This is a genomic window from Actinomadura fulvescens, from assembly GCF_039533225.1.
In the GTDB taxonomy this organism is placed as follows: Bacteria; Actinomycetota; Actinomycetes; order Streptosporangiales; family Streptosporangiaceae; genus Spirillospora; species Spirillospora fulvescens.
Map to the genome: position 1 here is coordinate 1 of NZ_BAAATD010000016.1, position 12,774 is coordinate 12,774.

Annotated in this window: 17 protein-coding genes; 9 read left to right on the top strand and 8 right to left on the bottom strand. The window is 69.0% G+C overall.

Annotated features, from left to right (window positions below):
• The 4 genes from ABD333_RS40095 to ABD333_RS40110 form a co-directional block, all read left to right on the top strand.
• A partial coding sequence (locus tag ABD333_RS40095; RefSeq protein WP_344547860.1) for an ice-binding family protein occupies positions 1 to 563 on the top strand: 563 nt, incomplete at its 5' end.
• A 579-nt stretch (positions 564 to 1,142) separates the two neighbouring features.
• Positions 1,143 to 1,301: a hypothetical protein gene (locus ABD333_RS40100; protein ID WP_344547861.1), complete on the top strand. Its 159-nt coding sequence runs from the start codon at positions 1,143 to 1,145 to the stop codon at positions 1,299 to 1,301.
• A 151-nt stretch (positions 1,302 to 1,452) separates the two neighbouring features.
• Entirely contained in the window at positions 1,453 to 1,641 is a 189-nt protein-coding gene (locus ABD333_RS40105) for an SDR family oxidoreductase (protein ID WP_344547862.1), read from the top strand.
• 209 nt (positions 1,642 to 1,850) lie between these two features.
• Entirely contained in the window at positions 1,851 to 2,897 is a 1,047-nt protein-coding gene (locus tag ABD333_RS40110; RefSeq protein ID WP_344547863.1) for a serine hydrolase domain-containing protein, read from the top strand.
• A 93-nt stretch (positions 2,898 to 2,990) separates the two neighbouring features.
• Here the strand turns inward: ABD333_RS40110 and ABD333_RS40115 are convergent, their stop codons facing one another.
• Both ABD333_RS40115 and ABD333_RS47715 read right to left on the bottom strand, forming a co-directional pair.
• Positions 2,991 to 3,527 carry an NUDIX domain-containing protein gene (locus ABD333_RS40115; protein WP_344548034.1) on the bottom strand — a complete coding sequence of 179 codons (537 nt, stop codon included), beginning with the start codon at positions 3,525 to 3,527 and terminating at the stop codon, positions 2,991 to 2,993.
• Positions 3,528 to 3,954: 427 nt separating this feature from the next.
• Positions 3,955 to 4,344, bottom strand: a complete 390-nt coding sequence (locus ABD333_RS47715) for an ATP-binding cassette domain-containing protein (protein WP_425546961.1) — start codon at positions 4,342 to 4,344, stop codon at positions 3,955 to 3,957.
• Positions 4,345 to 4,503: 159 nt separating this feature from the next.
• Between ABD333_RS47715 and ABD333_RS40120 the strand changes: the two genes are divergently transcribed.
• On the top strand, positions 4,504 to 4,851 hold the full coding sequence (locus ABD333_RS40120; protein ID WP_344547864.1) for an effector-associated constant component EACC1: 348 nt from the start codon (positions 4,504 to 4,506) through the stop codon (positions 4,849 to 4,851).
• Positions 4,848 to 6,734 (top strand): caspase, EACC1-associated type, encoded by a 1,887-nt coding sequence (locus tag ABD333_RS40125; RefSeq protein WP_344547865.1) that lies wholly within the window; start codon positions 4,848 to 4,850, stop codon positions 6,732 to 6,734. Before ABD333_RS40120 ends, ABD333_RS40125 begins: the two co-directional genes overlap by 4 nt.
• On the opposite strand, the gene ABD333_RS40130 is transcribed toward ABD333_RS40125, so the two are convergent.
• The 6 genes from ABD333_RS40130 to ABD333_RS40155 all read right to left on the bottom strand — a co-directional run bounded on the left by ABD333_RS40130 (position 6,727) and on the right by ABD333_RS40155 (position 10,437).
• A complete protein-coding gene (locus tag ABD333_RS40130) occupies positions 6,727 to 7,002 on the bottom strand; it encodes a hypothetical protein (protein WP_344547866.1) in 276 nt (91 codons plus the stop codon). The genes ABD333_RS40125 and ABD333_RS40130 overlap by 8 nt on opposite strands.
• A gap of 3 nt (positions 7,003 to 7,005) precedes the next feature.
• Complete coding sequence (locus ABD333_RS40135; protein WP_344547867.1) at positions 7,006 to 7,146, bottom strand: hypothetical protein; 141 nt, start codon at positions 7,144 to 7,146, stop codon at positions 7,006 to 7,008.
• Positions 7,143 to 7,292 (bottom strand): hypothetical protein, encoded by a 150-nt coding sequence (locus ABD333_RS40140; protein ID WP_344547868.1) that lies wholly within the window; start codon positions 7,290 to 7,292, stop codon positions 7,143 to 7,145. Before ABD333_RS40140 ends, ABD333_RS40135 begins: the two co-directional genes overlap by 4 nt.
• A gap of 276 nt (positions 7,293 to 7,568) precedes the next feature.
• Positions 7,569 to 8,966 carry an MFS transporter gene (locus ABD333_RS40145; protein ID WP_344547869.1) on the bottom strand — a complete coding sequence of 466 codons (1,398 nt, stop codon included), beginning with the start codon at positions 8,964 to 8,966 and terminating at the stop codon, positions 7,569 to 7,571.
• Positions 8,967 to 9,042: 76 nt separating this feature from the next.
• Positions 9,043 to 9,552 carry a helix-turn-helix domain-containing protein gene (locus tag ABD333_RS40150; RefSeq protein ID WP_344547870.1) on the bottom strand — a complete coding sequence of 170 codons (510 nt, stop codon included), beginning with the start codon at positions 9,550 to 9,552 and terminating at the stop codon, positions 9,043 to 9,045.
• Positions 9,553 to 10,074: 522 nt separating this feature from the next.
• Complete coding sequence (locus ABD333_RS40155; RefSeq protein ID WP_344547871.1) at positions 10,075 to 10,437, bottom strand: MerR family transcriptional regulator; 363 nt, start codon at positions 10,435 to 10,437, stop codon at positions 10,075 to 10,077.
• A 70-nt stretch (positions 10,438 to 10,507) separates the two neighbouring features.
• Here ABD333_RS40155 and ABD333_RS40160 point away from each other — a divergent pair, with 70 nt between their 5' ends.
• The 3 genes from ABD333_RS40160 (at position 10,508) to ABD333_RS40170 (ending at position 12,685) form a co-directional block, all read left to right on the top strand.
• A complete protein-coding gene (locus ABD333_RS40160) occupies positions 10,508 to 11,371 on the top strand; it encodes an NAD(P)-dependent oxidoreductase (protein WP_344547872.1) in 864 nt (287 codons plus the stop codon).
• A 186-nt stretch (positions 11,372 to 11,557) separates the two neighbouring features.
• Entirely contained in the window at positions 11,558 to 12,190 is a 633-nt protein-coding gene (locus tag ABD333_RS40165; protein WP_344547873.1) for a LysE family translocator, read from the top strand.
• A 261-nt stretch (positions 12,191 to 12,451) separates the two neighbouring features.
• Positions 12,452 to 12,685, top strand: coding sequence for a hypothetical protein (locus ABD333_RS40170; protein WP_344547874.1), 234 nt, complete (start codon positions 12,452 to 12,454; stop codon positions 12,683 to 12,685).
• Positions 12,686 to 12,774 lie beyond the last annotated feature (89 nt).

Here is a 12,774-nt window from a genome sequence, read left to right on the forward strand (position 1 = left end):
CCAGCTCGGTCACCGGCTTCGGTCTGATCCTCGACCCCTCGGGGACCTTCTCCATCTCTCCCACGGTCGTCGGCAGGGTCTACGCCGCCGACTATGCCCCTCCCACTCCCGCCAATCTCCTGACCGGCGTGAACAACGAGGTCACCGCCTACAACGACGCGGCCGGCCGGGCGCCCGCCGACTCCCTCAACTACTTGGCCGGTGCGGTCACCGGACCCCAGACCCTCACCCGCGGACTGTACAAGTGGACCACCGCCGTGACCGTGTCGGGAACCATCACCCTCAACGGCGGCGTCAACGACGTCTTCATCTTCCAAGTCGCCGACACCCTCAACTTCACCGGCTCCGCCAACATCGTCCTGACCGGAGGAGCACGCGCATGCAACGTGATCTGGCAGTCAGCCAACCAGGTCACCCTGGCAGGAGGCGCCCAGAGCAAGGGCGTCATCCTCGGCAAGAAGGCCATCGTGGGCCAAAGTGGTGCGAAACTCGCACCCGGTCGTGCCCTGGCACAGACCGCCGTCACCATGATCGCCAACACCGTCCAGGCGCCGACCTGCTGACCACCCCCGCCAAGGAACTGACTCGACAACAAGCCAGGTAAACACCCAACCCAGGTCTTGCCCGTTACCCAGCCCGGTAACGGGCAAGACCCATAACCTGCACCGACCACGTCAGGACGGTGCTGAGCCTTGAGCCCGCCGACTCCACAGCGACCGCGGTGAACACCAGCGCGCTGGCAACAACCTGGTCCTCCCGGTCCAGAGAAGGGGTCGTCGTGTTCTCAGTGACCCACCGGGCATGAATCGTCCCTGGTCTTCAGAAAACGATGGCGATCTCATGGTCGATGCATCACCGCTGGTCAGGAAGTAAGCACAGATCTCAGCCGATGTGTGCACACGGCGGGTGCTGCCGGTAACGACCGGGCACGCCGACGCCGGCCGCCCCCAAAGCCATGGACCGCTGACCAGGCACAACCCGCTCGCGTGTACCCCGCAACACCCAAATTCGCGGGAGACCAGGGTCAATTGCGTGGCGATCGGCCCGGCCCAATCTGGCGCCCTGGACGCCGTCACCTGCCGGGGCCTCTGGCGTCGGCCGGTTCCTTCGGCCCTCGCCTCGATGCCGATCGTCCAGCGCCGGTGCTCGCGGCGGGCCTGCTGCATCTCGGCCAGGTCGTGGTCTCCTCCTTCGACCCCGCGACCGGCCGCAGGGTCCGGCAGCTGGACGACGTCCTCTACTTTCACCACATGCGCTTCAAACGCACCGGATATCTCTCCGCGGCCCGCGCCCGCCCCTGACGGACCTCGGCGGCCCTGCCAGGGATCCGGAGGTCGAAGAGGCCGTCCGGTTCGTCAACACCAGCGCGATCCACCGAAGCGTTCGACGTTCGATCGGGCGCCCGAGAAAGCCCGGCGCGCCCACCGCAGGCGAACTTAGTGACCGCCGGGGGTGAATGTCCGGGCTCTAGCCGTCCTACCGGCTGGCGCGGAGGTCACCAGCGGCCGGTTCGGCGGCTCCGAGGATGTCGCGGCCGCCGTCGCGTTCCTCGCGTGTCGCGAGGCGTCCTACATCAACGGCGAAGACCACATCGTCGACGACGGCCTGGGTCTCGGCCATTTCCAGCTAGCCGAGGTGTAGGAGGCTCCACCAGCGATCGGGGACTCCGCGACACTGCGCTGGGTGATCGGCACCGGAAAGCTGGGACCTCTGGCGAATGGGAGGTCAGGATGTTTCGGCGATCGGCCGTGGTGATAGTGACAATGGCGTGCGGTGCGGGCCTGGCGTCCGCACCGGCGTCAACATCCGCACCAGTATCGGCGGCGTCGGTATCGGCGGCGACCGGGCGGATGCAGCGAGAGCTGGACGCGGCCGTGCGCGACACCGGTGTGCCCGGTGCGCTGATGACGGTGACCGAACGCTCCGCCGTCACCGTGCGCAGCGGGGCCGGTGACCTGAGGACGGGACGTGCGGTGCCGGTGAACGGACGGGTGCGGATCGGCTCGACCACCAAGGCGTTCGTCGCGACCGTCGTTCTCCAGCTGGTGGGAGAGGGTGACGTCGTGCTGGACGCGCCCGTGGAACGGTACCTGCCCGGAGTCGTGCGCGGCAGCGGCGGTGACGGCCGGAAGGTGACCGTCCGCCAGCTTCTGCAGCACACCGGGCACCTGCCCGACCCGGGGCGCCTGTTGCCCGACGGCGCGGAGTGGGCGAAACAGCGATTCCGGCACTACGACCGCGACCAGCTGATCCGGTTCGCGCTTGACCAGAAGCCCACCACGGCGGCCTGGGCGTACACCAACACCGGCTATCTCCTGCTCGGCAAGCTCATCGAGGAAGTGACCGGGGCCAGGAGCTGGCGTGAGGAGGTGCGGCGCCGCATCACCGGGCCGCTCGGCCTGTCGCGCACCACCTCCCCCGACCCTTTCGCCTACCGCGTCCCAGGGCCGCATCCGCGCGGATACCTTTGCGGTCCGGGCTTCATCGACGTGACCGAGCAGGACACCGGATACCTCGACTCGGCCGGAGACATGGTCGCGGCGCCCGCCGAGGTCAACCGGTTTTGGAACGCGCTGCTGCGTGGACGCCTGCTACGTCCTGCCCAGCTGGCCGAGATGAAACAGATGGTCCCGGCGGGTGGCGCCGTGGACGAGTACGGGCTCGGCCTGGAGGCCAACCACCTGTCCTGCGGACGGCTCGTCGGTCATGCCGGGCAGATGCACGGCTACTCGACGCTGTCGGGAATGCTGGTCGACGGCCGCGGTCGCCTCGGACCTGCGTTCACCTTGTCCATCACCACAGAGCCCACCGGCATGGACGACTTCCACCGCATCCTGAACCTCGCCGATACCGTCCTGTGCCACGGCCGGACGCAGACCGGCGCACAACGACACTAGGGCGCTCAGACCCGGGTTCACCTCGCGCTCGTCGCTCGCCCGGGGATTCCGCGCCGTCACGCTGCCGGCCATCGTCATGGGCAGCGCGCTGCCTTACCAGGCACACCCGCTCCCGAGCGGCCGGCGTGTGCAGCTGGGTACCGACGGCAGGGCCACCCCATGGGAACCGTCGCCACCTGCCGAACCATGGTCAAAATCACATGCAAGCCCGCAGCGTCTCTTAAGACCTCTGCACGTTAAGCCGTACTCACTTCTGCAGACATACGAGTACGCCGACAGCTGTGGGTGTCGGCGGTGCTGGTCAGGTCCAGCGACGGCATTGAACGGTATGCCGCGCCGGTAGGCCGCGAGTCCTTGGACGGTGTAGGGGTAGGTGCTGGCGGGCAGGTCGTCCAGCGGGAACCATCGGACTGCGGAGCATTTGCATGGCTCGGCGTTGCGGGGCTCGCCCTTCCAGTTCCGCGCGGTGAAGAAGACGCCGAGGCGGGCGTGGCCGAGGTGGTTGCGGTAGTGGATGAGGTGGACGAACTCAAGGTCGTCCTCGGCGAGGTGGACGCCGATCTCCTCTAGCGCTTCGCGGACGGCCGCATGGGTGATCGTTTCGTCTGCTTCGAGTTTGCCGCTAGGCAGTTTCCATGCTCACGCCGGAAGGCGGCTACGAGACCGCTTGAGACCGTTGCCGGTTCCCCGCGAGCGCGTGACGGCGGTCCGTGGAAAGGCGACCAGGTGCGGTCGATGCCGTCACGTCCTTGGCCTGCTTCGGCGTTGGGCCGCCGGAATGAAGTCACGCCGACGCCGGACCCATCAGGTCACCAGGCGATGGTCAGCCGGGTCTCTGACCGGTCGATGTGGTGTCCGGATGAACTGCTGGCGATAATGCCGGAAAGCTCCGGGAGGCGTGTTGCCGTTGTGGGAGCTGGACGGGTGCCTTCCAGGACACGCACGGAGCACGTTCGTTATGAACTGCTGCGGGTTCCCGATGACTTCATCCCCCGCTGTTGCCGCGGGCCCGGGCTCAGACGCCAGTTACCGAGCATGGCGGACGCCTACGAGCACGTCACCTCGAAATGAAACAGCGCCGCCCCTGCTCGGCCAGCCCGGAGTCTCGCCCACCGGCCAGAACGCGACCGGAATCGATCTCATCCAAGCCCGACAAGCAGCTGAGCAGCGTGGTCTTGCCCGACCCCGACGGCCCCATCACCGCGACCAGTTCACGGCGCGCACCGTCAACGCGGGGTCGTCCAATGCGGTCACCCCGGCGCTGCCGACGGTGTAGGTCTGCACACGCCTTCCGCCACGAGAAGCGCATCTCCTGCGGGCGTGGGTTCCGTACCAGGGGAACGCGGTGTCGCTTCGCCGTCCTCCCTCTGCTCACGGCCGATACTCCGCCTCTTCTCGGCCATCGGCAGGAGGCAAAAGTCCCGGCACATCCTGGCGATGGCCTCATCCTCCGGACGAACGTAGACAAAAAACTGCATAGTCCACACTGGCGTTCCAAATACTCGCTACCTTCTGCTCCAACGCCTCGGGCTGCGCCGACGGCGTCCTTAATCCACGGCTAAGCGTGCCTTAAAAGCCGCTTCATCCGGCCCACGGGGAGGCTGAGATGCTGATCGAAATACGAATTGACTGGGACGCTCCCGAGAGGGAGATGCGATCGCTCCAGCAGTGGCTGAGCGATGAACGTTACATACGTCGAAATGCACGCATGACGTGGGGACGGCAGCCGAGCCCTCCAGACCACATGGGCTCCGCGCCAGAAATGATCAAACTTCTCGTCGACACCGGATTCCAGGTGTCGTCGCTCGTGGTGGCCATCGCCTCGTGGCGGGCGACCCGCCCAAGGAAGGCGACGATCACGATTGAACGTGACGGCGTCAAGGTGGAGGCGACCGACGGCGACCCCGAGCAGATCGAACGAGTAATGCGACTTCTCGATGGGGATCGCCCGTGAACGCGCTCCCGGACCGGCTGCGTTCACGCGCCGTACTGATAGGGACGAGCACGTACCGGCGGCTGGACCCGCTTCCGTCGGTACGGAACAACGTCGAGGCCTTGGCCGCCGCGCTTCGCAACGAACAGATCTGCGGACTCGCTCCGCAGAACGTGGTGAAGGTGCACGATCCCGATTCCACGCCGGAATTGATGGACCCGATCCTGGAAGCGGCCGCGGCCGCCACCGACACCATCCTGATCTATTACGCGGGTCACGGCCTCATCGAAGAACGCCGCGGGGAGCTTCACCTCGCCCTGGTCCAATCCGACTCCACCGACTCAGGACGCAGTGCCTACACCGCCGTTCGCTATGGCCTTGTTCGAGACGCCCTGCTCAATTGCCGGGCCGTTCGGCGCATAGTGATCTTGGACTGTTGCTACAGCGGTCGCGCCGTCGGGCAGATGTCAGCGAATGGCCCGGCAAGTTCTGTACTCGATGAAGCCCTCGTGGAGGGGTCCTACATCCTGGCCGCCGCAGGCGAGAACCGGGGCGCTCTGGCGCCTGCCGAGGAGGACTACTCGGCCTTCACCGGTGAACTGCTGAGAGTGGTGTACGACGGACTCCCCGGCCAGGGCGAATTTCTCGACCTCAACACCATCTACGCACACGTCCGAGCCGCTTTGAAGGAGAAGGGCCGACCCCTGCCACAGGTCCGCGAACTGAACAGGGTGGGCCTCACCAAATTCGTTCGCAACCAGGCCCATCGCGGGAGCCGCTCCGCCCTGCCTCGCCCTCCGACGAGCGTCCATGCAGGCTCGCCCGCGGAACACGCCCCTCGTCTACGGAACCGCAGCCGACGCGACGTCCTGATCACCATGACCGCGGCGGCGAGCGCAGGAGGCCTCGGATTCCTCGCCTGGCCGTCGAAGCCGGAATCCGCAACTCAAGGACGGCCTCCGGCCATCACCCCACCGCCGTCGCGCGTATCCACAACGCCCGCGCCGCATGCCTCGGCGCGCGTCCTTCGTGACACCGGAATCCGCCTGCGCTTGCCCAGTGCCATCTACGCACTCTGCTTCTCACCGAACGGGGCCATCCTCGCCACGACCCACAATGACGCGATCGTCAACCTCTGGAACGTCTCCCAGCGGCGGCTCCTCACAACGATCAGGGGGCATGAGAAGGAAGTCCGTTCCATGGCCTTCAGCCCCAACGGCAGGCTGCTCGCCACTGGAAGCGAAGATCGCTCGGTCCGGTTGTGGGACGTCAGGACGGGCGCGCCGCTCGGAATCCTGGGACGCCACGGGAACACGGTCCCCGGCCTGGACTTCAGCCCGGACGGCGCGACGCTGGCCTCAGTGAGCAGCGACTGCACGTTAGGACTGTGGGACGTCGCCCGGCGCGCCAAGATCGGCCGGCTGGGCGACTATGAGAGCAACGGCTGGTTGTGGTCAGTCGCGTTCACCCCGAACGGCAAGACGCTGGCCGCCGGGAACATCAGCGAAGCCATCTTCCTGTGGGACGTGAGAACCCGTCGAAGGATCCGCATCCTCAAAGGCCATACCGGCGGCATCATCACCGTCTCCTTCAACCGCGATGGAAGCCTGATGGCCTCGGCCTCCAAGGACAAGACCATCCGCCTGTGGCGGATGAAGGACGAAATGCCTCTCGCAGTGCTCACGGGTCATCACGATGTCGTCAGCGAGGTCCAGTTCAATCGTGACGGCCGTACCTTGCTCAGCACGAGTGACGACGGAACGACGAAGCTCTGGGATCTCGCGACGCGGCGCCTGCTCCGCACCATCGAGGGGTGCGACGCCTCCGCCGCCTTCACGGCGAAGGGTGACCTCCTCGCCACAGCGAGCCGGGACCGAACGGTCCACTTCTGGAGGTTCACCTAGTACGCCCGCGTTGATCGGGTTTGTTCCGGTTCCATCGTAAGAACGACAAGATCGACGCGGCGGCGGCGATCATCAACGCCGCCCCGGCCCCCTGCGCGAGGCGGCCGGCGATCAGGAGTCCGGGGTTCGGTGCCAGGGCGCACACCAGGGCCGCGGTGCAGAATCCGGCGGTGCCCATCCCGAAGACCCGCCATCGGTCGTACACATCGCCCAGAGCCCCGCCCACCAGGAGCAGCCCGGCCAGCGGAAGGAGGAACGCGGCGGGCACCCACTACTGCATCGCCGGCCCGGCGTCCAGGTCCTGAGTGATCGCGGGAAGGGCGGGGGGCGTCAGCATCCCGTCCAGGCCGATCAGCGAGGAGGACAGGATGGCGGCAAGCAGCGCGAGCGTTTCCTTCGTCCGCACGGTCATGCCGGCGAAGCGGCGTAGTGCCGGGCGATCTCGTCGCTGGTGGTCAGCCAGACACCGGGGTGACCGGCGATGTAGTCGAGGGCCTGGTCCAGGTACTTGGCACGGAACGCCTGTCCGGTGACGAACGGGTGGAGGGCCAGGGCCATGACCCGTCCGCTACCGGCGGAGTCGGCGTAGAGCTGGTCGAACTGGTCGGTGACGGCCTGCAGGAACGAAGGGCGGTGAGAGGGACGGTCCAGGTCATCGAACGGCTGGAGCCGTATCGGCGCGGTCCGGGGCTTCGGGACGGGGATCGGCTACGGCGAGCGTGCTCGGCCGCCGCAGCGCCGTCAGGGCGATGACGATGACGACCGCCGCAAGCGGGGCGGCGACCGTCGCGGCGACGTGGAAGCCGGAGACGAACGCGTCCTGGGCCGCGTCGGTCAGCCGGCCGGCGAGCGGCGCGGGAAGGTTCTCGGCCGCCGAGATCGCGCCGCCGAGGGTGTCGTGCGCGGCGTTCTCGGCCCGGGCCGGTGTCCCGGCGGGGATGCGGGAGGCGACCTGGTCCCGGTAGACGGCCGTGGCGACGCTGCCGGTGATCGCGATGCCCATCGCCAGGCCCAGGTCGTACGCCGTCTGCCCCGCCGCCGCGGCCGAACCCGCCTTCTCGGCGGGCGCGGCGCCGACGGCCAGGTCCGTGCCGAGCACGCTGATCGGGCCGACGCCGAACATGATGACCGTGATCGCCGCGGCGGCGGCGACCGGGCCGTCGCCTGCGCCGCCAGGACGTAGCCGACCAGGGAGACCAGCGTCCCGGCCACCAGGACGCGGGCGGGCCCGGCGCGCCGGACCAGTGGCGGGGTGAGCTGGGAGCCGAGCAGGAACGCGGCGGCCGAGGGCAGCAGCCAGAGTCCGCCCGCCATCGGCGACAGTCCACCGACCAGCTGCAGGAAGGGCGGCACCAGGTATTCGACGCTGTTGAGCGCCATCATGCCCAGGAACAGGATCGCCAGCGCGGCGGAGAAGGTGCGGTCGGCGAACAGCCGCAGATCCAGCAGCGGGGCCGCGAGCCGCCGCTGCCGCCGGACGAACAGCCACCCGAACACGACTCCGGCGACGCCGGCGGCGGCGACGGGCGCGTGCCAGCCGTGTTCGGCGATCCGCTTGATCGCGTAGACGACCGGCAGGATGCCCAGCAGGAACAGCAGCACGCTCGGCATGTCCAGCCGCCCGGCCGAGACGTCCCGGAACTCGGGCAGCAGCGACCGCCCCGCGGCGAGCACCACGACCATGACCGGCGCCCCCAGCAGGAACACCCACCCCCACCACAGCTGCGACAGCAGCAGCCCGCCGAAGACCGGTCCCAGCCCGACGCCGAGCGCCAGCGCGGTGGACCACAGCGAGATCGCCCGGGTCCGCTGCCCCGGGTCGGTGAACATGGCGCTGATCAACGACAGCGTGGAGGGCAGGATCGCCGCTCCGGCGACGCCGAGCAGGGCGCGGGAACCGATGAGCAGCGCCGGGCTGCGCACCGCCGCGGCCGTCAGCATCAGGAACTCCACCAGCAGGTAGAGCGCGGCTCCTGCCAGCAGCAGCCGGCGGCGTCCGACCCGGTCCCCCAGGGTGCCCATGACCACCAGGAACCCGGCGGTCAAGAACCCGTACACGTCGGTGATCCAGAGCAGTTCGGTTCCGCTCGGGCGCAGGTCGGCGGTCAGGTCCGGCGTCGCCAGCCACAGCACCCCGAGGTCGGCGGTGAGCAGCATGGTCGGCAGCAGCAGCACCGCGAGCCCCAGCCACTGCCGCGCACCGGCCGCAGGCTTGTCATGTCGTTCGTCCATGCCTGGGACGGTAGAAGCGAGGCAAGGACGGCCGGGAGGACCACAGACGTCACCGACAGGACCGAACGCGCCAGATTCAGCCGGCCCGGCCAGCCCGGCCGGCCCGTGACGACGTCCAGAGTGCGGCCGGACCGCGGCCGTACCATCGGTGGACGGCCCGGCGCAGCGCGCGCGGATCGGAGTATCCGGAACGCGCGGAGATCGCCTCCAGGGTCATCGACGTCTCCCGCAACAGATGCTCCACCCGCTGCCGCCGGAACCGTTCCAGCTCGTCCCGCCAGCTCGTGCCCTCGTCGCTCAGGCGGCGCTGCAGCGTCCGCGGCCCCATCGCCAGCCGCCGCGCCACGTCGCCCAGTTCGGGCGGTCCCGCTTCGACCGCGGCCTCCAGCGCGAGGTGGAACCGGCCGAGCCAGTCCAGGACCGGACGGGCGGTGGCGACCGTGATCCGCGCATGCTCGTCCAGGATCGCCGCCAGGGCCGGGTCCGCCCTCGGGAACGGCGCGTCGGCATCGGCCGCCGAGAACGTCACCGCCGGCGGACCCGCCTCGAATTCGATCCGCCGGGTGCCGTACACCTCGGCCAGCACGTCGTGCCGGGCGGCGCGCGGTGCGGCAGCCGCACCCGCACCGGTACGAACCGGCGCCCAGCGCCCGAGCTCGCCACGCCGAGCAGCAGGGCCGGCACGAACTCCGCGATCAGGGGGAACGACGGATGCTCCTGGTACGGTCCGTGCCAGGTGACGTGATGCCATCGCCGTCGCGGGTGACGCCGAGCGTGTCGACGGGGTCGGCGATGGTCGCGAAGTGGCGCCCCGCCACCCGCCTCCGTCATCGCCCCGGAGATCGTCTCCCACACGCGCAGGAGGGTCGCCGTGGGGATCCGGACGTGCTCCTCGCCCACCACGGTCAGGCCGGGGATGCCGCCGAGCTGCGACCGGTCCACGCCCGACCGTCGACCCGCATCGAGCAGCATCCGCGTGAGATGCGGCGAGACGCCGTGCACCATCCGGTCCATTCCCGTTCGCGACCCCCCGAGCGCTCAGTCTCGCCTGGCAGAACCACCGACCCCGCTGGTGTACCGGCGAAGCCGTGCGCAGGTACCAGGGCGATCAGCCGGCCATCCGCCGTTCTGTGGCCGTCAGGTACTCCCGCAGTGTCCGGCGAGACTGGACGAGCGTGCCGATCTGCTCGTCCAGTCCGGCGATGCGCGCCCGTAGCAGGTCCAGGGTCTCCGGGCAGGGCTTCAGGTCGGGCGCCGCGCCGGTGACGCACGGCTGGAGGTACCCGATCTCCTGGGTCGACAGCCCGGCGTCGAGCAGTCTCCTGATCTGGGCCACGGTCAGCACGGCGTCGTCGCCGTACTCGCGGTAGCCGTTGTCGCCGCGGTCGGGCACCAGCAGGCCCTGCGCCTCGTAGTACCGCAGCTGGTGCGGGTTCACTCCGGTCCGCCGACTCAGCTCCCCGATCAGCACGCGAATTCCCCCTTGACCTTCATACCGGTCTGAACGTTGACGATTGTGCCACCGATGAGAGAAGGGGAACATGATGCACACAGGCACACCCGTCACGGTTCTGGGTCTCGGGCTGATGGGCGGCGCCCTCGCCGGGGCGTTCCTGCGCGCGGGACACCCGACGACCGTGTGGAACCGCACGACGGCCAAGGCCGACGACCTCGTGGCTCGGGGCGCGACGCTCGCCGGGTCTCCGGCGGCCGCGATCGCGGCCGCCCCGCTCGTGGTGGTCTGCGTGTCGGACTACGGCGCCGTGGCCGACGTCCTCGACGGACCGCTCGACGGCCGGGTCGTGGTGAACCTGACCTCGGGCACGCCCTCGCGCGCCAGAGCGCTCGCCGAGGAGGTCGCGCGCCGCGGCGGCGGCTACCTCGACGGTGGGATCATGGCCGTCCCGGAGGCCGTCGGCACGGCCGAGGCCGTGCTCGCCTACAGCGGGCCGCAACCACTGTACGACGCCCACGAGTCCACGCTGGGCAGTCTCGGCACGGGCCTCCACCTCGGCGATGACCCCGGACTGTCGGCCACGCACGAGATGGCCACGCTCGTCCTCATGTGGGGCATGCTCAACGGTTTCCTCAACGCAGCCGCGATCCTCGGCACGGCCGGTGTGTCCGCCTCGGCGTACCTGCCCATCGCACAGACGGCGATCGGCACGGTGGCCGGCTGGCTGCCGGGCTACGCGAGGCAGGCCGACGACGGCATCTACCCGGCCGACGACGGCACTATCGACACCCACCTGGCCGCGATGACGCACGTAGTGGAGGAGTGCGAGTCGCTCGGCGTCAACGTCGAGCTGCCGAGGCTTGTCAAGGCACTGGCCGAGCGAGCGGCGACCGCCGGTCACCGCGCCAGCGGGTATGTGGCACTGGTGGAGCAGTTCCGCAAGCCGTGAGCCGCGCGGTGGCCGCGGTGGCGTTCTGCAACGCGGAGGAGTACAACGATCCTGACCTTGAGGGCGACCCCGGAGAGGACTGACCCTTTAGCGGGAGGTCCGTGCGGAGGGTGGCGCCTTTGGGTAATGCCCGTTCCGTGACGCGTGCACTTACGCCGAGCCGGGGGGACGTGGAACGATCACCACATGCCGATCGACCAGCACCTCCTTGCGGTGTTCACCGTGACCACGATCATCGCCATGATCACCCCCGGCCCCGACATGCTGTTCGTGCTGGGGTGCGGCATGCGGGGCGGGGCCCGCGCCGGGCTCCTGGCCACCGCCGGGGTCGCGACGAGCGAGGCCGTCCACATCGCGGTGGCCGCCGCCGGGCTCGCCGCGCTCTTCGCGGCCGTGCCGGTCGCCTTCACGGTGGTACGCGTCGTGGGCGCCGCCTACCTCATCTACCTCGGCGTGCAGATGCTCCGCAGCCGTAAGGGAGTGCCCGGCGACGACCCCCTCGTCGGCAGCGGAATGTCGAACCGCAAGGCGTTCATCAGCGGCCTGACGACCAACCTCCTCAACCCCAAGATGGTCACCTTCACGATCGCATTCCTGCCGCAGTTCATCGACCCGGCGCTGGGCAACGTCTGGATGCAGTTCGCGATCCTCGGTGCCATCTTGATCGCGCTGGAGTTCGTGGTGGACGGCACGGTCGGCGTCCTCGCCGGCCGGATCGGCACCTGGCTGCGCCGCAGGCAGACCGCCCGCCGCCGCATCGACGTCACGACCGGCGGCATCTTCATCGGCCTCGGCGTGAAGCTGGCTGTCGAGCGCTAGGTCTACCGGAGGGGACGCGATTGTCTCTGGAGCTCGTCAATCCCGACGATCTGCCCGTACACCAGAGCCACACGCAGGTCATCGGCACGACCGGCAGCCGGATGGTGTTCGTCGCCGGGCAGGTCGCCAGCTTCGCCGGACGTCCAAACGTCTGGGTGCCTGACCCCGTGTTGGGAACGCTGGTGCAGGAAGGCCTTGATCGACGCGCGCTTGATCGTGTAGCGTCCCGCCGTTCACAGCTCACCCCCGGAAGGACCACCCATGCCTGCGTCAGGGGATCGTCGCAACCGCTGGGCCGACGCCGACACCGCATCGGTGAACGCGGTGTTCGCCGACCTGACGGCCGGGCGGATGGCCGGGGCCGAAGGCCGGGTGCGGGCCGACCTTGCCGAAAGCAGGGCGGCACGCAAGCGCCGCCTGCAACGTGTCGCCGTCATGATCGTCCTGGCGGCTCTCGCCGCAGGGCTGGTGGCAGGGATCATCACCGGCGGCTGACCGCCTCAGGTGGTGTGAGGGTTCAGGGACTTCCAAACAGCTGAACATGGCGTCCGGCTCGTAGACCAATGATGTGCGCGCCCGAGTTC